We start from the raw sequence: 21,166 nt of genomic DNA, 5'->3' as shown, positions 1-21,166 counted from the left end.
TAATAAAATTTATTATCTACTTAACTGTCGCAGGAATTAACCATTTGAATTGAGGTCCATCTTCAGGAATCACAATACGTTGCGAAATTCTATCCATTCTATCTGGGAATTTCATAATGTAATCTCTTGCTTTTTCAGCCTCAGCATTCAATCCAGAGATTTTATCCAATTGCCAAGCTTCAATTAATTTTCGCATAATATCGATGTAATCAAATGCTGTGTACACACCAATACGTTGCGCTGCATCTGAAAACGCATCAAACAAAGTTCCTCTTTCTTCTCCAGAAGCTCTTAAGAAATGCGCTGGCATTACAATTTTAAGTTTGAACATATGTTGAACAGCTAACATCATTTCTGAAGGATCAGCTTCGAAAATACGACGAACGAATTCTGTATAAGCTAAGTGGTGACGCATTTCATCTCCAGCAATAATTTTACACATACGCGATAATTTTTTCGCTCCGTATTTTTTTGCAATTGCTGATACATTATTATGCGATACATAGGTTGCTAATTCTTGGAAACTTGTATAAACAAAGTTTTTGTAAGGATCGTGTGCTGTTCCAATATCAAATCCGTCATTTATCAAATGTTGCGTTGTTACTTCAACCTCGCGCATATTGATACGTCCTGATAAATACAAAAATTTATTCAAAACATCACCGTGGCGATTTTCTTCTCCTGTCCAATGGCGAATCCATTTTGCCCAACCATTTTCTAGGTAATTTCCTTCTTCATCTACTACACCGTCCATTTGCATCAACCAAGATTCGTAGGTTGGCAAAGCTTCTTCGGTAATGGTATCTCCAATCAATGTAATCCAGAAATCATCTGGCAAATCTTTCGAAAGCTCTTGTAATTCTTTGATTTCGTCAAAAAAAGAATCTGTTTGAGAATTCGGTAAAAAATCTGTTGGTTGCCAAATTTTATCGGCTGGAACTAAGAATTTGTCCATATAAGCATCAATATCTTTCTCAAGAAATTGCATTACTTCCAGGCGAACATTTTTTATTGACATATAATTATTTTATGCGGTTATACTACTTTTTACAGTTTTTTCGGTAAGCTCGAATATTTCATCAAACTTATATTCACTTACTTTTAAGGGTTTATGATATTGTATTGTTACTTTTGCTCCTAAATACATTGGGAATTTACCCCATTTCTCAATTTCCCATGTATTATTTAGCGTAACAGGAACAACATAAGCGTCTTTAGCATATTTCGTCAAAACTTTCAATCCATTCTCTTTGAAAGACTTTGGTACTCCATTTTTGCTTCTTGTACCTTCAGGAAAAATAATAGCTGAATAATTATTTTTCTGAATGTATTGCGCTAATTTTTTTATTTCTTCTATTGCTTGTTTTCCGTTCTTACGATCGATTAATGCAGAACCTCCATGCGTTAAATTGTACGACACACTCGGAATTCCTTTACCTAATTCTATTTTCGAAATAAACTTTGGATGATAATCAGCCAAATCATATTCCAAAGGAGAAATATCATACATACTTTGGTGATTACTCACAAAAATCAATGGTACATTTTGTATCAAATTTTCGTGTCCTTTATAGGTATATGTTGTACCCAAAATTCTTGTCCAAAAAACCAAAAGACCATTCATCACTTTTACACTTTTATGATGAGTAGCATAACCTCCAAGATTGTGACACAACCATTGCACAACGTGCATTACCAATAACGTTAATCCATAAAAAACATAAAAAATTATAGATAACGGATAACTTAAAACTTTCTTCAACATTAGAAATTTAGACAAATTTAATAAAAAATTATGCTAAGCATAATATATTTTCTTGTGATTTATTTTATTAGATTCAAAGTTAACTTTTCTTTATGAGCCTCATCATAAAAAGTAATTTGATTTGATGATTTTACTTTAAAATATGCAGTTTTTTGCAAATTTTGAATCAAAATTAGAGGAATTTCACAATCAGAATTCACTTGTTTTAAATGATTAAAAATTATAGCTTGATTTATTTTGGTATAATCAGCCGTAATAATTCCGCAAGTCGTTTTCATTACCATTTTTTTCGTTGCATCTTCAAAAATAATGTAATCTCCTCCATCATTTATATTCCATTTACCCGACAAATCACTAATTTCTGGAGTCACAACTTTTGTTTCGGAAACTGTTTTGGTTAGTAAACAACTTGTTAATCCTAAAACAAAAAACAAAAGTATTGCTTGAATTGTATATTTCACGTGGTTTTATTTGTAACGAAGGTAGAAATATTTTGAATATTACGAATTGATTTTTTTAATATTCAATTTTATTAAGAAATTTGTTCTTCTAAATAAGAAACAATGGCAAACACAAAGAAAGGAGAAGTTTTCACGGATCAAAATAACATTAAAAAAGTAAAAATAGAACGAAAACCAAGTTTTCCTAAGGTCTATATTTTAACCGATGAGTGTCAATTCGTGGAAGATGGCTTATACGAATTAGATTTTTTTGAAACGCCAAGTGTTACTAATTTCAAGTCTGAATTGAATCCAACTATTCCTGCAATTAACTTTAAGCAGTTGAGTGAAAAAGGGAAAGAAAATTTAGTACAAGTCTAAAAACTTCCTCCGAAATTAGCACCTTCAAATAGTTTTAAAATTCCAACAAAAGGAATAAAACTTAAAAGTAATACAAGATATAATATCCTATTTCTATAGTTAAAAATAATTGACAGTATTGAAAAAAGTGGACATAAAATAAAAGACGCAAACCCTATAATGGCTATAAAATCTAACATAAAATTTTGACATCTAGCAATCTCATTTCCATCAATATTATACATAATAATAAAGCATAGAAAGAAGAAAATTGTCAATCCTAAAAATATTCTTGAGACTTTTATTTTTATAGATTGATTCATAAAATTTATTTAAATAAAAATAAGTACACTATACTGAAAGGATCTCACTAAGAATAGTGATTTTCAATTTACTCAAAAATTTAATTGTAATAAAACAGAAATAAACAAAAAACCCACACTGATTATCATTGTGGGTTTTCTTTAGATTGTGATCCAGTCAGGATTCGAACCTGAGACCTACTGCTTAGAAGGCAGTTGCTCTATCCAGCTGAGCTACTGGACCAATCCAAAATTTTATTACTAAAATTCGTCGGGGTGGCAGGATTCGAACCTGCGACCTCCTGCTCCCAAAGCAGGCGCGATGACCGGGCTACGCTACACCCCGAATGGTGTTTATTACAAGCTTTAAAAAAGCGGAGAGACAGGGACTCGAACCCTGGCATCGGTTTCCCGATGACAGATTAGCAATCTGCTCCATTACCGCTCTGGCACCTCTCCTAACTTTTAAGAATAAGACTGATTAGTCTCATAAAGCGGTTGCAAATATATATTGACTTTTATTTCAAAACAAGTCTTTTTAGAAAAAAAATTAAATTATTTGGCTTAATTTTGGCTATTCAAAAGACTATTTAGAACTAAAAGAATGAATTTTAAAGGATTAGTATTTTCGGCAATTTCTTGTTTTTTTATTTTGGCTAGTTGTGCAACTAAAAAAGTTCCACCAAAAACAATTACAAAAGTAATTCGTGACACAGTCATTATTAATTCAAAAACAGACCAACCAGAAATGACTCGAGCTGCAAAGCTTGACAAGTACAAGGTAACAACAGATTATTATCCATCTATTTCGCAAGATGAACGTGTGCGATTTTTGGTGTTACACTACACAGCTATTAACACAGAATTATCGTTAAAAGTATTGACTCAGAAAGATGTAAGTGCACATTATTTGATAAATGATTATGATGATAAAACAATTAATCTTTTAGTTGACGAAACAAAACGTGCATGGCATGCAGGTGTTAGTAGTTGGAAAGGATTGGATAATATAAACTTTTCTTCTATTGGTATCGAAATCGTGAACCTTGGAAACAAAGGAACGGATGCTTATCCAAATTACGCGCCTTATCCAGATTATCAAATCAAAAAAGTAGGTGAATTGACACAAGATATTGTGAAACGTTATAACATTTCTCCTTTTAATGTAATTGGGCATTCTGATGTTGCGCCAGGTAGAAAACCAGATCCGGGTCCACTTTTCCCTTGGAAAAAATTATATACAGATTACGGTGTTGGTGCTTGGTATGATGATACAGACAAGTATATATTTATGCAACAATATCCTTGGGATACAACAAGTTCAGTTTTTATAACACAAGTGCAAACTGACCTTAAAAAATATGGTTACAATGTTCCTACAAATGGAATGATTGATACGCAAACAAAAAATGCAATTGTTGCATTTCAGATGCATTTCCGTCCAGAAAAATATGATGGAGTTGTAGATGCTGAAACTTGGGCAATCTTAAAAGCATTAAACAAAAAATATAATCCATAAATCAGTTTTTGATTTATAGAATGAAACTCCTATGTGTTAGGAGTTTTTTTATGGAATAAACTTTCGATAAAATAATATTAATTAATAGCATAATTATCATTCAAAATGCGATTGAGAGTTAAGAAAAATTGAAGTAATTTTATCGAAAATAATATAACATGGCTTTTAAAAGTTTACGCCCAATAATTTGGACGAAAGATTTACAAAAAACAACAAAATTCTATAAAAAATTAGGATTTAAAATTGCTGATCAGAATGAAGATTGGATTTGGGCTTGCTTGCAAAAAGACGATGTAGAAATTATGTTGGCTTATCCAAATGAAGGAGCAGATTTTGAACAAGCAAATTTCACAGGTTCTTTTTATTTTGTTGTAGACAATGTAGACGAATTATGGAATCAGGTGAAAGATGATTGCAAAATTGTTTATGAAATTGAGACATTTGAATGGGATATGCGCGAGTTTGCGATTTATGACAACAATGGTTATATCTTACAATTTGGCCAAGAAATAGAAATTACATTCGAAGATTAATATGTTGACAAAACGATATTACAACATAATTTTAGCGATAATTATTCTTATTATTCCAATTGTTTTTTACATGATTATCAGCACAATGTTGAGCATAAAAAATGAAACAAATGGAATAGAAACTTGTATTTCTTCTGTCACAGGAAAAAATCTTTGTTCGCAAATAAATCAATTAAAAGTTACCATTTATATTGATATGATTGTGATGATTTTTTGTTTAGCTTTAAGAAACTTTATCGTAAAAAAATAATAACATGGATTATCATTTCGAAGAAAAATTTGAACAAATCAATTTTTCAGAAAATCTAAATTTAGTTAGTGAATACGAGAATTGTCAGTTTATTAATTGCGATTTGAATAACTTAGATCTAAATGATGTGAAATTTATCAATTGTGAATTTATCGAGTGTAATTTAAGTAATACAAAGCTTATCAATACGAGTTTTCAGCAAGTTGAATTTAAAAACTGTAAAATGATCGGTTTTAATTTAGAAGAATGTAATCAATTTGGATTAAATGTCAATTTTAATCAATGTATTTTAAATGATTCATCTTTTTATCAATTACCACTTAAAAAGTCGAAGTTTATTGAATGTTCATTACAAAATGTCGACTTTTCTTATACAGATTTAAGTAATTCTTATTTCAGCAATTGTAATTTTTCGAATGCTATTTTTGATCAAACTATTTTAAAACAAGCTAATCTTAAAACTTCTTATAATTTTAGAATTAATTCGAATGAAAACCAATTGAAAGGAGCTATTTTTTCGAAAGATAATTTGATTGGTTTAGTTGAACACCTTGGAATTAAAATAGAATAATAAATTCAAAAAAATTCCATTATTTAAAAAATAATGGAGTTTTTTCATTAGAAATTATAAGCGTATCCCAAATTTATAGAACCTATTCCTGTTCCATCTTTAGCCATTCCTTTATAAGCTAAATACAATTCAGACTGCTTAATATCAAGTCCTACCTTTGGTTGAAAATAGAATGCACCAGTATCAGAATTTTCATTTAGAATGAATGCATAACCTAAATCAGCTCCTAAAAAGAATTTTGATGTTAAATTAAATTTAGCTGTCGCTGCAAGCGGTATAATTTGAACATCTTTAAATTCAAAAGTTTCAGAATACCCCATAAAACTAACTGTCTCCTCTTTTCCAAAATAATTAGAAAAACCCGTTGTAGCACCCAACTCTACTGTTTTATTTAATCTCCAAACGTAAGCTACATCAAGTCCTAAATTCACTGAGTAACCAAAATCAATATTAACTATAGGAATCCCTACATGGGTTCCAGCTTTGAAATGTCCTTTTTCTTGAGCATTAACACTTATCAATCCCAAAATAAATAATGAAGTTGATAAAATTTTCTTTTTCATGATATTGTATTTATTTTAATGCAAACATAAATAGTTATTTTAAAAACAGAAACCATAAAATAAAAAAAGTCCGAGAAACTCGGACTTTTTTATATATAAACTTGATTAAGCTTCTTTATTTTCTTGAGGTTTATCCTCTTTTTTGTCTGCTGGCTTAACTGGTTTCTCTGTTCTTTCAGGTTTTGGCAATAATGCTTTACGAGATAATTTCATTTTCTTTTTATCATCATAACCTAAGAATTTAACATCAATTTTATCACCGATGTTTACAGAATCCTCAACTTTCTCAAGACGTCTGTGCTCTAATTCAGAAATATGAACTAACCCTTCTACACCTTTTGCTATTTCTACAAACGCTCCAAATGGTTTAATAGATTTTACAACTGAATGATATGTTTCACCAACTTCTGGAACGAAAGCAATTTGTTTGATTCTTTCTACAACACGATCGATGTTTTCTTGAATCACGCCATTGATTTCTACACGTCCTGTTGTATCCAACTCAGTAATTGCAATAACTGTTTCAGTTTCTTTTTGTAATTCTTGAATTACTTTTCCACCAGGTCCGATTACTGCTCCAATAAATTCTTTTGGAATTTCAACAACAACAACTTTAGGTGCATTTGGTTTCAATTGAGGACGAGGCGCTGGTAAAGTTTCTAGTAATTTACCTAAAATGTGCTCACGACCTTCTTTTGCTTGTAATAAGGCTGTTTCCATGATTTCCATAGATAAGCCTTGAACTTTGATATCCATTTGACAAGCTGTAATACCATCTGCAGTTCCTGTTACTTTAAAGTCCATATCTCCTAAGTGATCTTCATCTCCTAAGATATCAGACAATACTGTAAATTTACCTGATTTAGTATCTGTAATTAATCCCATTGCAATACCTGAAACTGGTTTTTTCATTTGTAAACCAGAATCCATCAACGCTAATGTTCCTGCACAAACTGTCGCCATAGAAGAAGAACCGTTAGATTCTAAAACTTCAGAAACGATACGTACTGTATAAGGACATTCGTCTGGTAACATTTGCGCTAATGCACGTTGAGCTAAGTTTCCGTGACCAACCTCACGACGAGAAGTTCCTCTTAATGGACGAGCTTCACCTGTAGAAAATGGAGGGAAATTATAATGTAAAAAGAATTTTTCGTCGAAGTTTGTTACAACTCCATCTACCATATTTGCATCTTTAGAAGAGCCTAAAGTTACTGTAGCTAATGCTTGAGTTTCTCCTCTAGTGAAGATTGCAGAACCGTGAGTTGAAGGTAAATAATCAACTTCAGACCAAATTGGACGAATCGTTTTTGGATCACGACCATCTAAACGAATTCCTTCGTTTAAAATTAATTGACGTACAGCTTCTTTTTGTACATCATGGAAATAGATATGAGCAAAAGGTTTAACACGTGCTAACTCTTCTTCATCTTCTGCATATTGTGCTAAGAATTCTTCTTCAACAGCTGCAAATTTTTCACCTCTTTCGTGTTTATCAGACGGATGTTTTGCAATATCATAGAATTTATCGTAACCATAAGCCCACACTTTTTCGCGAATTTCTTCGTCGTGAGTTTCGTGATTATATTCACGTTTTGGAGTAGATTTTCCTACTTTAACTGCTAAAGCCTCTTGTGCTTCAATTTGTTTTTTGATTTCAGCATGAGCAAATTCAATCGCGTCTAACATTTCACGCTCAGAAATTTCGCTCATCTCCCCTTCTACCATTACAACAGAATCTTTAGAAGCACCAACCATAATATCGATATCAGCTTGTTCTAATTGTTCTTTTGAAGGATTAATCATCAACTCACCATTCAAACGAATAACACGAGCTTCTGAAATTAATGTGAAAGGAATATCTGTAATTGCAATGGCTGCTGATGCAGCTAAACCAGCTAAAGCTTCTGGCATTACATTTTTATCATAAGAAATAAGTGAGATCATTACCTGAACCTCAGCGTGGAAATCTTCTGGAAACATTGGACGTAAAACTCGGTCTACAAGACGCATTGTTAATACCTCATCATCAGATGGTTTTGCTTCTCTTCTGAAGAAATTCCCTGGGATGCGTCCTCCTGCATAAAATTTTTCTCTGTAATCTACAGTTAATGGTAAAAAGTCTACACCAGGATTGGCTTCTTTGTTTGCTACAACTGTAGCTAATAACATGGTGTCGCCCATGCGTACAACCACAGATCCGTCAGCCTGTTTTGCTAATTTCCCTGTTTCGATTGTAATTTCTCTTCCGTCTGAAAGAGTAATTTTTTCTGTGATCGCCTGTGGAATCATTCGTCTTCTTAGTATTTAATTCGTCTAAAGTTAAAGCCGTTTACTTTAACTGCATTATATAAAGATATATATCTTATTTTAATTTATAACAAAAAAAAAGGCAATTTCTACGTAATTGCCCTTTTATATTGTTTTTAAAATTACTTACGTAATCCTAATTCAGCGATAATCGCACGGTATCTTGTGATATCTTTTTTCTTTAAGTAGTTTAATAATGCTTTACGCTTACCAACTAACATAACTAATGATCTTTCTGTGTTAAAATCGTGAATATTCTTTCTTAAATGACCAGTTAAATGGTTAATTCTATACGTGAATAATGCGATTTGTCCTTCTGCAGATCCTGTATCTGTTGCAGATTTACCATGCTTTGCGAAAATTTCGCTTTTTACTTCTGATGTTAAGTACATGCCAATATTGTTTAATAATTATTATGTAATGAGGTGCAAATGTACAACTAATTTTATAATTAATTGATTATTTTTAAAGATAAAAAAAGAGACCATTCTGGTTGGTTTGGTCTCTTGTAAATTTGGTTTAGTTTGATTTAATAGTCAATAGAAAGTGATGTAATTATTTTCTATTAAATCGTAAAAAAGGTTTGTTTAGTTGTAAAAGTCAAGCTTTCACGATTTTTGGTTGGTAGGTTAAAGTCGGCTTGGTTTTTTAATAAATAATTAATAGGTTGGTTAATAATTATAAAAAAATAGGTTTAGGCAGGATAAGATTAATCTTCTATAATTCGTATTTTTTTATTTGTTATTACTTTTATCGGATAGACAATTTTCTCATCTTTTGTCTGTATCGTCATACATATATTATTAATAGCAATTATTACGCCTTGTACATCATCTTCAATTATAATTTTTTGTCCAATTTCAAAATTTCGATTGGTATAAAAAGACAATAATAATCTATAAATAACGTCTTTAGATCCAAGACCAAAAGCTATTGCTAATGTTAAAAAGATTGATCCTAGAATTAAAGACAGATTATTTGTAATCAAATCTGTATTAACTCCAGCTTGGTTTAATGAAGTAATTATTGTAAAAATAAGAACGATATAAAAAATTATGTTACTTATAATATTAGCTCCATTCAGATCAATTGATTTAATTAAGCTTCTTAAAAAAGTTTTAATATAATTTGCTAAATAAAAACCTCCTGCAAAAATCAATACTGCACTAAAAAATTGAGGTAGATAATCTACAATTCTTCCTATTTGATTTGAAACCACTGTTAGTCCAAAAATATCTGATCCAATTATTATAATTAATAAGATAATGAATAATCTTACAAATTGTAATATAATTTTAGCTGGATCTATTTCAATAGAAGAGTTTTTTAACGCCTCATTATTATTTAATGCATTTTTTAGTTTATCTATTTTAGATAATTTTAAAATGTATTTAGTTAGTATTAAGATTAATTTTAGTAGAATATAAGACAATATAATAAATACTATACCTCCCACAACTTTAGGAAACACTAGTACCATTTCTTGATATAAACTTTCTAACAAACTAAAATTTAAACCTATATTCATATACTCTATTTCTAGTTAATCTTCTTTTTCTTTATTACTAGGTTTGTTGTTGGTTGTTTTTTTACTAATTCCAAAGAAATTCCCAATTGTGCTTGGGTATTTTACTGAAACCAAATCGGCTACTTCTAATGATAGTTTAATCAAAGCAACATCATCCATTACTTTTTGCTTTATTGTATCAGGAAGCTTTTCATTGGCTAATATAGTCTTAAAAGGATTTTCCATTTTACAAAGCATTATAAATTTTTAGTAAACGTTTTTTTGCTCTATTCAATCTCATCTTGGTTGCACTTTCACCAATCTCTAAAGTATCTGAAATATCTTTGATCGAAAATTCGTCTTGATACTTCATAAGTAAAATAGATTTATCCTCCACTTCCAATTCTTTTAAAGATTGCGTTAGTTTTTCGATTTTTAATTCAAAAATTTCTTTATCATCAATTATTTCTTCATTATAGTTATCAACCAAATCATCCGTAACCGAATAATTTTTTCTTTCTTCTTTTATTTTGCGTTGTACATGATTGACACAAAAATTGTATGTAAAAGAATATAACCAAGTTGAGAATTTAGATTTTGACTCATATGTTTTAAGTTTCACAAACAACTTAACAAATATATCATGCGTCATATCTTGTGCTTCTTCTTGTTCTTCTACAAAACTCAAACATTTATTATAAACTGTATGTGCATACCTATCATACAATATTCCAAATAAATGTTGATTCTTTGTTTCAACAATCTTATACACCAAAATGTCATCTGCAATATTTTCTATAGAATCTTTTGACATTTTAATTGCTTACATTTATTATGACACACCAATTCCTATTTGGTCACACATTATTTTTATTTTTTTTAAAATATTTTAATCTAACACAAATATCTACTTAATTTGCAATAGAATACAAAAAAAACCGATAAATAAAAATTTATCGGTTTTTATAAAATAAATAATTATCTACGAATTATTTCTTCAAAACATCTAAAACATCCTGAAAACCTCCTCCATTAAAAATTTCATCTACACCTTGAGATTGTAAATATTGAGCTGCTTGACCTGAACGGTTTCCACTTCTACAAAATACTACAATTGGTTTAGACATTCCTTTAAATTCCTCTACTTTTGTAGGGATGTCTCCTAATGGAATATTAATTGCATTTGGAACAAACCCATCCATATCCAATTCATAAGGTTCACGAACATCTACTAATGTAACATTCGCATTGTTTATTGCTTCAACTGTTGTCATTTTAATAATTCTTTTTCTATTTTTTATCCAATCAATAATTTTGCCAAGCATATTACCAAATTCTGATTCGATCTTTTGGTGCTTTATACAATTTATCCCCTGGTTTTGTTTTAAACGCATCGTGGAACGCATCAATATTAACGATTGGTCCAAAAGAACGGTAATATCCAGGTGAATGCGGGTCTGTTTTCACTTGATTTACCAAAGCTTCTTCTGTTGCTTTTGTTCTCCAAATTGTTGCCCAAGATAAAAAGAAACGCTGTTGTGGTGTATATCCATCAATATTTCCATAAGTTCCTTTATCTTTCAAGTACATTTGTAAAGCATCAAATGCCACTGATGCTCCTCCTAAATCTCCAATGTTTTCTCCTGATGTAAATGTACCATTAACGTGTGTTCCTGCTACTGGTTCATAACCATCATATTGCGTTGCCAAAGCTTTTGTAGCTTTTGCAAATTTCTCTTCGTCTTGTGGTGTCCACCAGTTTACTAAATTACCATCTCCATCAAATTTAGCACCTGAATCATCAAATCCGTGAGAAATTTCGTGACCGATAACTGCTCCAATTCCACCAAAGTTTACAGCTGCATCCGCTCTATAATCATAAAAAGGTGGTTGTAAAATTGCTGCTGGGAAAACAATTTCGTTATTAGTTGGATTAAAATATGCATTTACCGTTTGTGGCGACATTCCCCAACGAGTTTTATCAACTGGTTTTCCAAAATCTTTCAAGTTTTCTGCTTGACGCCATTTGCTAATTGCCATTACATCTTCAATTAAGTTTCCTCCATCTGCCAAAGATTTTACTTGTAATCCAGAATAATCTTTCCATTTATCAGGGTAACCAATTTTTACAGTAAACTTGTTTAATTTTTCTAACGCTTTCGTTTTAGTTGCGTCAGACATCCAATCTAATTCTTTGATGTGTTTGTCAAAAGATTTGAATAAATAACTGATTAACTCTTCAGCTTTTGCTTTTGCCTCTGGCGGAAAATTATCTTTCACATAAATTTGTCCTAATAATTCTCCTGTTGCTCCATTTACAAATGCTAAACCTCTTTTTTCTAATGGACGTTGCTCTTTTTGACCAGATAAAGTTTTTCCGTAAAATTCGAAATTAATTTTATCTAAATCAGATGTTGAATAACTTGCATAAGAATTGATTAATTTAAAACGTAAATAATCCTTAATCAAAGGTAAATTCTCTTGATTTAAGATTTTATCTAAATTTTTATAATAATCTAATTCACCAATAATTACCGTTTCAGGATTAATTCCTAACGCTTTTACATAACGCTCAATATCAACATTCTTCGTTAAATTCTTAACTTCTGATAATTTTACAGGATTGTATGATTTATTTGGATCACGATCTTCTTCAACAGTTTTGATGTATTTCGCCATCATTTTTTCGAAAGCCACAATTTTTGGACCTTTCAAATCACGTGTTTTAGAACCTGTATAAGGCATCAATTGATCGATAAACTTGTTCAAGTTAGCTAAAGTTTCAGTGTTTTTAGCATCTTCTTTTTGGTAATAAGTTTTACCTAAAGTCAAGTCAATATCTCCTAAATAAACAGCATTTTGTTTACTATTTTTAAGGTCAGTATAAACATAAGCACCATAAAATGGGTTCTCTCCGATAGAAGCTACATCAATTAAATAATCTTGTAAACCTTTCATATCTTTGATCGCATCAATCTGCTTAAAATATTTTTGTAATGGTGCTAAAGCCGTTTTGTTACGCGCATCAACATTCATATACGCATCATACAAATCTGCAATTTTTTGCTCACTTGTTCCTTTAGCGTGTTTAGTTTTAATTAAATCTTTTACTAATTTTAATGTAACTTTATCTGTATTTTCACGTAATTCATCAAAACTCCCCCAACGTGCTCTATCAGAAGGAATTTCAGTGATTTTCATCCAATTTCCATTAACATAATTATATAAATCATCTTGTGGACGAACAGACTTATCCATATAATTTGGATTAAAAGCCTGATAAGCTTCTTGCGCCATTGCTAACATAGAAGTACATGCAAAAGCTGCAACAAATAATTGTTTTTTCATGTTTGTACTAAGTATTTTGATATTATTTGTCGTAACTTCTACGACGTGTGTTACAAATCTACTAAAATAAGTTTAAAAATTTAACAGATTATTTTACCTTTGGAGGAAACAAACAATAGTAACTTTTAGAATGGAAACCGAGACGATTTTGATCACCGGCGCATTAGGACAAATTGGTTCTGAATTAGCCGAAAAATTAAAAACAATTCATGGAAAAAACAATGTAATTATTTCTGATATACGAGATCCTAAGGAGGTTGATTACGATGGTATTTACGAAGTAATTGATGTTATGAATACAACACGAATAAAGGAAGTAATTGCTAAACATAATATCAAAACTGTTTATCATTTAGCTGCTCTACTCTCTGGTACAGCTGAAAAAAATCCAATGTTCGGTTGGAAATTAAATATGGATACTTTACTAACTTTTTTAGAATTAGCTAAAGATAAAGTAATTGATAAAATATTCTGGCCTTCTTCTATTGGAGTTTTTGGCCCAGATACACCAAAAGACAATACACCTCAAAATACAATTCAAACACCTTCTACAGTTTACGGAATTTCAAAATTATCGGGAGAATATTGGTGTAAATGGTATCAACAAAATCATAATGTAGATGTACGTTCTGTACGTTTCCCTGGTCTTATTTCATGGAAAACTCCTGCTGGTGGAGGAACTACAGATTATGCTGTCGATATTTATTATAAAGCAATCGAAGAAGGAAAGTATACATCTTTCTTAAAAGAAGGAACATATTTACCGATGTTGTATATGGACGATGCAATTAATGCAATTGTTGAGTTAATGTCTGCTGATCCAAAACAATTAGGCGAATTTAAATCTTATAATTTAGGAGGATTAAGTTTTGCACCAGAAGATTTAACGGCTGAAATACAAAAACATATTCCAAACTTTACAATTAATTACACACCAGATTTCCGACAAGCTATTGCTGATTCTTGGCCTTCTTCTATCGATGATTCTGTTGCAAAAGCAGATTGGGGATTTTCTCCAAAATTCGACATCGATAAAATGACGACAACAATGCTTAATAACTTGAAAATAAAATTAGCTAAAGCTTAATTTTATTTTGTAAAACAATATTTTTAGGAATGCTCTTTGATTATTTTGATTAAAACCATAAAATATGTCAGGAGCATTTTCTAATTTAAAAAATATTATTCATCTATTAAAATCTGTTGATTTAGAGCAATTAAATAAAATTTCTCAAAAAGTAGATTTACCTCTTTTAATGGAAAACTTTTCGAAACTTGATGATAAACAACTTCAAGGAATGATTAAAATGTTAAATCCAAAGAAAAAACACAAAGAACTCCCTCCTATTGATGGAGATTTTTATGATGTTTTCCATACTCTTACGCCTGAACAACGTGAATTACAACTAAAAGTAAGAGCTTTTATGGAAAAAGATGTTAAACCTATTGTAAATGATTATTGGCTTCGTGATCAATTTCCATTTGAATTAATTCCGAAATTTAAAGAACTTAATATTTGTGGTGTGACTTACGACGGCTACGGCTGCCCAAATTTACCTTTTATAATGGAAGGTGTGTTGGCAATGGAAATGGCTCGTATTGATGCCTCTATCGCAACTTTTTTTGGTGTTCAATCTGGTTTATCAATGGGGTCAATATATATTTGTGGTTCTGAAGAACAAAAAACAAAATGGTTACCTCAAATGCAAAATTTTGAAAAAATTGGAGCTTTTGGATTAACAGAACCAGAAGTTGGATCGGGAGCTGCAGGGGGCTTAACAACAACTTGTAAAAAAACAGAAAAAGGTTGGATTTTAAATGGTCAAAAAAAATGGATTGGTAATGCAACTTTCGCAGATTTAGTGATTATTTGGGCAAGAGATATAGATGATGGAGAAGTAAAAGGTTTCATTGTCGAAAAAGATAATCCTGATTTTTCTGTCGAAAAAATCAAAGGAAAAATGGCTTTAAGAATTGTTCAAAATGGTTTAATTACATTAAAAGATTGTTTAATTACAGAAGAAAATCGTTTACAAAATGCTAATTCATTTAAAGACACAGCAAAAGTATTGCGAATGACACGTGCTGGAGTTGCATGGATGGCAACAGGATGCGCTCGTGGCGCTTACGAAAGTGCTTTAGATTATACACGAAATCGAGAACAATTTGGGAAACCAATTGCTTCTTTTCAAATGATACAAGGGCATTTAGTCGAAATGTTATCTAACTTAACAGCTATGCAAACCTTAGTATTTCGCTTATCTGAAATGCAAGATGAAGGGATTTTATTGGACGAACACGCATCTTTAGCTAAAGTTTTTTGTACAATGAGAACACGAGATGTTGTCTCACGAGCACGAGAAGTAATGGGTGGAAATGGAATATTATTAGAGCATGACGTCGCTCGTTTTGTTGCCGACTCCGAAGCTATTTATAGTTACGAAGGAACAAAAGAAATCAATTCTCTTATTGTTGGTCGATCTATCACAGGATTTAGTGCTTTCGTGTAATTGAGAAAACTTAAAAAGGATTGAGAAAACTCAATCCTTTTTATTATTCATATAATTTTGTTACAAAATCCTTCATTGGATTTCTAACTTTTTTCATAGGAGCTAACCAATCTTCACTATCTCTGTAACCTAAAGGAAGTAGTAAAACACTCTTCATACCTTTCTCTTTCAAATCAAGTAGATCGTCTAATTCAACATTATCAAAACCTTCCATTGGTGTACTATCAATTTTTAATTCTGCTGCTTGAGCAAGAGCAAAACCTAAACCAATGTATGCTTGACGTGCTGTATGAACAAAATTTTCTTCCGAAGTTTGAGGTAAATAAATTCCTTTCAACTTATCAGTATAAGCTCCAAAGCGACCTCTTGGTAAATCCCTTTCATCAGTTGTATAATCGTAAATTGCATCAATTCGATCTTCTGTATAACGATCCCATGCAACAAAAACTAATAAGTGTGAGCAATCTGCTACAGCTTCCTGATCATAAGCAATCGGAACAATTTTCTGTTGCAATTCTTTGTTCTTTATCACTAAAATTCTGAATTGTTGTAAACCTGATGAAGTTGGAGCTAAACGTGCTGCTTCTACAATTTTTTTAACGTCTTCTTCTTCAACAATCAAAGACGGATCATATTTTTTTGTGGCATAACGCCATTTCAAATCATCTATTAACGCCATAATTATGTATTTAAAATATTTTTAAAATTACATCAAAAACATAATTAAAAAAGTTAAAAACATGCTAAGATTTATCAGTTTTTATTTTTCTTTCCATTCTAAAAAATAACTTCCAGTTGCATTCGTAGAATTCCAACGAATTTGATAATTACCTTTTGTCAAATCAAGTGTAAAGTTTTCTTCTTTCGAATTTATAAGTTGACGGTTAAACACTACTTCATTATTTTGATCTACAATTTCAAAATTCATTTCACCATCTATTTTGATATTTGAATGAAAGTTAGCTGTTAAATTTTTCGAAATATTTAACTTGATATAACTCGTTCCAGAAGCATCATCAAACTTAGCTTTCGTCCAATTATCTCCATTAGAATTCGACCATTTGGAATCTCCAACTCCTTTATCAAAAAAAGTTCCTTGTGATTTGATATTCGGATTATCAACTTTTTTATAAAAACTATTCGAATCAACATCCGCATTAACTTTCACTGTTATACACGATTGTAACGAAATCATTACGATAATAAGTGCTATTTTCTTCATATTAGTTCTCTTTTTACTAAATAGATGCAACATTTTGAAAAAAGTTACAGCTAACAAATATTTTTAAATCATTTTTGATATGCGTAACTTTCGCAAAATATTCTGATGAACGATACTACAGCTCAATTTTTGCAAGAAAACTTTACTCAAAAAGCAATTGAAAGTTTAACTCAACTTTCGGGAGGAGGTTCGGCTCGGGTTTATTCGAGATTTTTTGATCAAAATCAATCGTATATTTTAGCAGAAAGCTCTAATATCGAAGAAAATAAAGTGTTTATTCAGTTTTCATTAGATTTAAAAAAAGTTATCAATAATATCCCAGTAATTATTTCATTTTCAGAAGATTTCGCCACCTATGTTCAAACAGATTTAGGTGACGAAACTTTGATGAATATTGTATTGAATGATTTTGAAAAAGCAAAACCATATTATTTTAAAACCTTAGAAAAATTAGCAATTGCTCAAATTCAAGGAGCAACTAAAATCGATTTTAATCATACTTTTTCGTATCCAAAATTAGATAAAACATTAATTTTAAGAGATTTATTTCAGTTTAATTTTTACTTTTTAGATGTCTTAGGAATTGATTACAATGCAGGAAAATTAATCAAAGATTTTGATCGTTTTGCATCTCAATTTGATAAACTTTCACCACAAGGCTTTGTGTTCAGAGATTTCCAAACGCGCAACATTATGATTCATCAAAACGAACCATATTTTATCGATTATCAAGGCGGTTTGTATGGGCCTGTTGTCTATGATTTGGTTTCATTAATTTGGCAAGCGAAAGCCAATTTATCATTTGAATTTAAGAAAGAATTGTATGAATTTTATTACCAAGAATTAACCAAACAAATTCCAACTTTGGTCCCGATAGATTTTCGTCAATCCTATGAATACTGCGTTGTTGCTCGACTTTTACAGGTTTTAGGAACCTATGGGTTGAGAGGAATTATCGAACGTAAAAAACACTTTTTAGAAAGTATTTCGTTTGGTCTTAAAAATTTAGAATCTATAATCGATTATCCTATTTTACAAAATTATTCAGAATTAAAACATATTATAAAAATCCTTGTTCTTCCAGAAACGTTAGAACGTATAAATCATAAAATAAATGGCTAAATTAAATATCAACGTTCGTAGTTTTTCGTACAAAAAAGGAATTCCAAACGATCCAACAGGAAATGGTGGCGGTTTTGTTTTTGATTGTCGTGGAATCTTAAATCCAGGGCGTATCAAGGAATATAAAACGCAAACAGGACGCGACGAAGACGTGAAAAAATACTTGGAAACAGAAACTAAAATTGTAATTTTCTTGGAAGGCGTTTTTCAAATTATTGATATTTCTATTGAAGATTATTTACAACGTGATTTCGAGAATTTAGAAATCAATTTTGGTTGTACAGGCGGGCAACATCGTTCGGTTTATTCTGCTGACGCGACTGCAAAACATATTCAAGAGAAATTTCCTGAAACGCAAGTTACATTACATCATGTTATTCAAGAAGAAAAAAATTGGATAAACGAGACTTATTAATATGAAAGCAATGATTTTTGCAGCGGGTCTTGGAACTCGTTTAAAACCATTTACTGATAATCATCCCAAAGCTTTAGCTGTTGTAAATGGAAAACCTCTTTTGCAACGAAATATAGAATATTTGAAATCTTTCGGAATTAATGAAATTGTAATTAATGTTCATCATTATGCAGATCAAATCATTGAGTTTTTAGAAGAAAATAATTATTTCGGAATTGAAATTACTATTTCTGATGAAACGGATCAAGTTCTTGAAACTGGTGGTGGTTTGGTGAAAGCAAAAGCTAATTTCGAGAAAGATTTTTTGGTGATGAATGTAGATATTTTAACAGATCTAAATCTTGCTGATTTTATCAAAGCACATCGAGAAAATAAAGCATTGGTAACATTGGCAGTTTCGGATAGAAATTCGTCTCGCAAACTATTTTTCAATGAAAAAAATGAGTTAAAAGGTTGGCGAAATCTGAAAACTGAAGAAGAAATAAAAGCTGTAGATTCCTTAGACAATTGCAAAGAATTGGCTTTTAGTGGAATTCATGTTATTTCTCCTACTCTTTTTGATAAAATCACGGAGAAAGGTAAGTTTTCGATCATGAAAGTCTATATGGATTTAATGCAAAATGAATCGATTCTTGGTTTTGACCATTCTGGCGGAATTTTAATCGATGTTGGTCGACCTGAAAGTGTAATAGAAGCAGAACATTATTTTAAATAATTCAAAAACTCAATTCGATGAATTGAGTTTTTTTATGCAAAAAGTTTATATATCTTCGACAGAATGAAATACATCAATTATTTTGTCTATTTAACTATTGTTGCAATGATAATTCTAGCCTCAATAATTTACTTTTCTTTCAAAACTAAAGTTGGGAATATTAATAAAAAAGAAATTATCGATAAAGACACTTCTTTTAAACCTTGTTCTTCTACAATTTATCAATATTATAGTACTAATGGAGGTTATAAAACTGAACGTTATGGAATTCGTAAAGTAATTTCTGAACCAATTCATCAATTAAAGTTTCCTAATTTTTCTGGAAATATAAATGTTCGTTTTGTAATTAATTGTAAAAACGAAATTGGATATTTCAAAATTAAAGCAATTGATCAAGATTATAAAAAAGTCGAGATTTCTGACGATTTGCAAAAGAAAATTGTTGCTATTATTCAGCAATTAAAAGATTGGAATGGAAAAGATGAAGATTCCTATTATCAAATTCAAATAAAACTGAAGAATGGAAAAGTTGAAGACATTTTTTAAGTCAAAAACGTGGCGAATTATTTGTGGAACATTGAAATTATTGATTTCTATTCCTATTTTTTGCGGAAGTGTTTTTGCTATTTATCAATTCTTATTTTCTTCTAACAATAAAAAATTTGTATTAGCAGGTGACACTCAGGGTTCTTTTTATTCTGATTTTATGTTTGATCGTTTATTAAAATCAGAACCTAAAAATTCAAAATTTTGGTGGGAATCTTCAGTTGCTTATAATAAAAATGGGGATTTTGAAGAAGGAATGTATCGTTTAAATAAAGCAACTTTACTAAACCCTCTTGATCACTTAGGTTATGCTGGTTGGATAAAATATACAAAACTAAAAGATTACGAAAATGCCTTAAAAGATTTTCATCGATTGGATAAATTGTCTAACGTTGTGGAATATCCTTGGGGAGAAAATATTTACTTTCAAATGGGAATTTGTTATCAAGGTTTAGGCAATTATGATTTAGCTATTGTTTATTATGATAAATTTATTGCGTCCGAAAAAAATCCTGATAATATTTATCCAAGAATGTACACTTATCGCGGAAAAATTGAAGCTGATCGAAAAAATTATCAAAAAGCTTTAGATTTTTATAATAAGACTATTTTTTTAGATAAAAATATTGCAGAAGCTTATTATTACAAAGCTGTAACGTATCGACTTACCAATCAAAAAGATTCTGCAAAATTCAATTATCAAAAAGCTTTAGATTTAATCAAAAAAAATTATAAAGATCAAGACATTTACGATGAACGGTTTTTAGAAATCTATGACACAGAAATTAAAGACAAATTAAAGGAGTTATAAAAAATTTATCATCATCTTTTTTATCATCATTACAAGAATATAACAAAAAAAGCGAATCGTTTGATTCGCTTTGTATTTGTTTAGAATGTATAACTAGTCGCTCCTTAATTAGATGACATCAAATTAAGGAGCGACTAGTTATGTTAATCCATATTCGGAAAAAGTTTGCGTTATTATGCAGTTGATGAATACCAATCCGATTCAGAACAGTTTCACGTTTCTCAATTGATGAATCATAATTTATCGAATGGAAAAAAGTTTACAAATTCAATGTATGATATTCATACAGGACAAATATTGGGCTTATTTGGAAATAATATTAGCTTTTATGTCTTCAATAATAGTAGCAAGTTTACC

At 30.4% G+C, this 21,166-nt stretch carries 24 protein-coding genes and 3 tRNA genes; 11 read left to right on the top strand and 16 right to left on the bottom strand.

Annotated elements, in window-relative coordinates:
- Positions 1–16 precede the first annotated feature (16 nt).
- From E4J94_RS06905 to E4J94_RS06895, 3 genes are all read right to left on the bottom strand, one after another.
- Positions 17–1,018 (bottom strand): acyl-ACP desaturase, encoded by a 1,002-nt coding sequence (locus E4J94_RS06905; protein WP_135835120.1) that lies wholly within the window; start codon positions 1,016–1,018, stop codon positions 17–19.
- Positions 1,019–1,027: 9 nt separating this feature from the next.
- Entirely contained in the window at positions 1,028–1,762 is a 735-nt protein-coding gene (locus E4J94_RS06900) for a lysophospholipid acyltransferase family protein (RefSeq protein ID WP_135835119.1), read from the bottom strand.
- Between the two features lie 62 nt (positions 1,763–1,824).
- Complete coding sequence (locus E4J94_RS06895; RefSeq protein ID WP_135835118.1) at positions 1,825–2,226, bottom strand: hypothetical protein; 402 nt, start codon at positions 2,224–2,226, stop codon at positions 1,825–1,827.
- A 102-nt stretch (positions 2,227–2,328) separates the two neighbouring features.
- Here E4J94_RS06895 and E4J94_RS06890 point away from each other — a divergent pair, with 102 nt between their 5' ends.
- A complete protein-coding gene (locus tag E4J94_RS06890; RefSeq protein ID WP_135835117.1) occupies positions 2,329–2,586 on the top strand; it encodes a hypothetical protein in 258 nt (85 codons plus the stop codon).
- 451 nt (positions 2,587–3,037) lie between these two features.
- On the opposite strand, the gene E4J94_RS06885 is transcribed toward E4J94_RS06890, so the two are convergent.
- The 3 genes from E4J94_RS06885 to E4J94_RS06875 all read right to left on the bottom strand — a co-directional run bounded on the left by E4J94_RS06885 (position 3,038) and on the right by E4J94_RS06875 (position 3,326).
- Positions 3,038–3,111: transfer RNA gene (locus E4J94_RS06885), tRNA-Arg, on the bottom strand.
- Between the two features lie 27 nt (positions 3,112–3,138).
- Positions 3,139–3,213: transfer RNA gene (locus E4J94_RS06880), tRNA-Pro, on the bottom strand.
- 29 nt (positions 3,214–3,242) lie between these two features.
- A tRNA-Ser gene (locus E4J94_RS06875) sits at positions 3,243–3,326 on the bottom strand.
- 145 nt (positions 3,327–3,471) lie between these two features.
- Here E4J94_RS06875 and E4J94_RS06870 point away from each other — a divergent pair.
- The 3 genes from E4J94_RS06870 (at position 3,472) to E4J94_RS06860 (ending at position 5,740) form a co-directional block, all read left to right on the top strand.
- Positions 3,472–4,386 (top strand): N-acetylmuramoyl-L-alanine amidase, encoded by a 915-nt coding sequence (locus E4J94_RS06870; protein WP_135835116.1) that lies wholly within the window; start codon positions 3,472–3,474, stop codon positions 4,384–4,386.
- A 158-nt stretch (positions 4,387–4,544) separates the two neighbouring features.
- Positions 4,545–4,919 carry a VOC family protein gene (locus tag E4J94_RS06865; RefSeq protein ID WP_135835115.1) on the top strand — a complete coding sequence of 125 codons (375 nt, stop codon included), beginning with the start codon at positions 4,545–4,547 and terminating at the stop codon, positions 4,917–4,919.
- 254 nt (positions 4,920–5,173) lie between these two features.
- A complete protein-coding gene (locus E4J94_RS06860; protein ID WP_135835114.1) occupies positions 5,174–5,740 on the top strand; it encodes a pentapeptide repeat-containing protein in 567 nt (188 codons plus the stop codon).
- Between the two features lie 47 nt (positions 5,741–5,787).
- Here E4J94_RS06860 and E4J94_RS06855 read toward each other — a convergent pair whose 3' ends face one another.
- The 8 genes from E4J94_RS06855 to E4J94_RS06820 form a co-directional block, all read right to left on the bottom strand.
- The gene (locus E4J94_RS06855; RefSeq protein ID WP_135835113.1) at positions 5,788–6,303 is read right to left on the bottom strand and encodes a hypothetical protein; all 516 of its coding nucleotides are present in this window, start codon (positions 6,301–6,303) and stop codon (positions 5,788–5,790) included.
- Positions 6,304–6,408: 105 nt separating this feature from the next.
- Positions 6,409–8,595, bottom strand: a complete 2,187-nt coding sequence (locus E4J94_RS06850; RefSeq protein ID WP_135835112.1) for a polyribonucleotide nucleotidyltransferase — start codon at positions 8,593–8,595, stop codon at positions 6,409–6,411.
- A 140-nt stretch (positions 8,596–8,735) separates the two neighbouring features.
- The gene (gene rpsO, locus E4J94_RS06845) at positions 8,736–9,005 is read right to left on the bottom strand and encodes a 30S ribosomal protein S15 (protein ID WP_135835111.1); all 270 of its coding nucleotides are present in this window, start codon (positions 9,003–9,005) and stop codon (positions 8,736–8,738) included.
- Between the two features lie 317 nt (positions 9,006–9,322).
- On the bottom strand, positions 9,323–10,141 hold the full coding sequence (locus tag E4J94_RS06840; protein ID WP_135835110.1) for a mechanosensitive ion channel family protein: 819 nt from the start codon (positions 10,139–10,141) through the stop codon (positions 9,323–9,325).
- Between the two features lie 15 nt (positions 10,142–10,156).
- The gene (locus tag E4J94_RS06835) at positions 10,157–10,366 is read right to left on the bottom strand and encodes a hypothetical protein (RefSeq protein ID WP_135835109.1); all 210 of its coding nucleotides are present in this window, start codon (positions 10,364–10,366) and stop codon (positions 10,157–10,159) included.
- 1 nt (position 10,367) lies between these two features.
- Entirely contained in the window at positions 10,368–10,934 is a 567-nt protein-coding gene (locus tag E4J94_RS06830; protein WP_135835108.1) for an RNA polymerase sigma factor, read from the bottom strand.
- Positions 10,935–11,109: 175 nt separating this feature from the next.
- The gene (locus E4J94_RS06825) at positions 11,110–11,394 is read right to left on the bottom strand and encodes a rhodanese-like domain-containing protein (protein ID WP_135835227.1); all 285 of its coding nucleotides are present in this window, start codon (positions 11,392–11,394) and stop codon (positions 11,110–11,112) included.
- 52 nt (positions 11,395–11,446) lie between these two features.
- Complete coding sequence (locus E4J94_RS06820; protein ID WP_135835107.1) at positions 11,447–13,468, bottom strand: M13 family metallopeptidase; 2,022 nt, start codon at positions 13,466–13,468, stop codon at positions 11,447–11,449.
- A 130-nt stretch (positions 13,469–13,598) separates the two neighbouring features.
- Here E4J94_RS06820 and E4J94_RS06815 point away from each other — a divergent pair, with 130 nt between their 5' ends.
- Positions 13,599–14,555: an NAD-dependent epimerase/dehydratase family protein gene (locus tag E4J94_RS06815; protein ID WP_135835106.1), complete on the top strand. Its 957-nt coding sequence runs from the start codon at positions 13,599–13,601 to the stop codon at positions 14,553–14,555.
- Between the two features lie 64 nt (positions 14,556–14,619).
- Positions 14,620–15,978 carry an acyl-CoA dehydrogenase family protein gene (locus E4J94_RS06810; protein WP_135835105.1) on the top strand — a complete coding sequence of 453 codons (1,359 nt, stop codon included), beginning with the start codon at positions 14,620–14,622 and terminating at the stop codon, positions 15,976–15,978.
- A 43-nt stretch (positions 15,979–16,021) separates the two neighbouring features.
- Here the strand turns inward: E4J94_RS06810 and E4J94_RS06805 are convergent, their stop codons facing one another.
- On the bottom strand, positions 16,022–16,657 hold the full coding sequence (locus tag E4J94_RS06805) for an NAD(P)H-dependent oxidoreductase (RefSeq protein WP_135835104.1): 636 nt from the start codon (positions 16,655–16,657) through the stop codon (positions 16,022–16,024).
- Positions 16,658–16,738: 81 nt separating this feature from the next.
- Entirely contained in the window at positions 16,739–17,200 is a 462-nt protein-coding gene (locus E4J94_RS06800; protein WP_135835103.1) for a hypothetical protein, read from the bottom strand.
- Positions 17,201–17,305: 105 nt separating this feature from the next.
- On the opposite strand from E4J94_RS06800, the gene E4J94_RS06795 reads away from it, so the two are divergent.
- The 5 genes from E4J94_RS06795 (at position 17,306) to E4J94_RS06775 (ending at position 20,809) form a co-directional block, all read left to right on the top strand.
- Positions 17,306–18,322: an aminoglycoside phosphotransferase family protein gene (locus E4J94_RS06795; RefSeq protein ID WP_135835102.1), complete on the top strand. Its 1,017-nt coding sequence runs from the start codon at positions 17,306–17,308 to the stop codon at positions 18,320–18,322.
- Complete coding sequence (locus E4J94_RS06790; RefSeq protein WP_135835101.1) at positions 18,315–18,737, top strand: RapZ C-terminal domain-containing protein; 423 nt, start codon at positions 18,315–18,317, stop codon at positions 18,735–18,737. Before E4J94_RS06795 ends, E4J94_RS06790 begins: the two co-directional genes overlap by 8 nt.
- A 1-nt stretch (position 18,738) precedes the next feature.
- A complete protein-coding gene (locus tag E4J94_RS06785) occupies positions 18,739–19,452 on the top strand; it encodes a nucleotidyltransferase family protein (protein ID WP_135835100.1) in 714 nt (237 codons plus the stop codon).
- Between the two features lie 105 nt (positions 19,453–19,557).
- Complete coding sequence (locus E4J94_RS06780) at positions 19,558–19,998, top strand: hypothetical protein (RefSeq protein ID WP_168801834.1); 441 nt, start codon at positions 19,558–19,560, stop codon at positions 19,996–19,998.
- On the top strand, positions 19,973–20,809 hold the full coding sequence (locus E4J94_RS06775; protein WP_135835098.1) for a tetratricopeptide repeat protein: 837 nt from the start codon (positions 19,973–19,975) through the stop codon (positions 20,807–20,809). The genes E4J94_RS06780 and E4J94_RS06775 overlap by 26 nt, the downstream gene beginning before the upstream one ends.
- Positions 20,810–21,166 lie beyond the last annotated feature (357 nt).

Origin of the sequence: Empedobacter tilapiae (assembly GCF_004785645.1) — a bacterium.
Taxonomy (GTDB): domain Bacteria; phylum Bacteroidota; class Bacteroidia; order Flavobacteriales; family Weeksellaceae; genus Empedobacter; species Empedobacter tilapiae.
The sequence above is the reverse complement of the archived record's forward strand: the minus strand, read 5'-3'. Positions and strand labels throughout refer to the sequence as shown.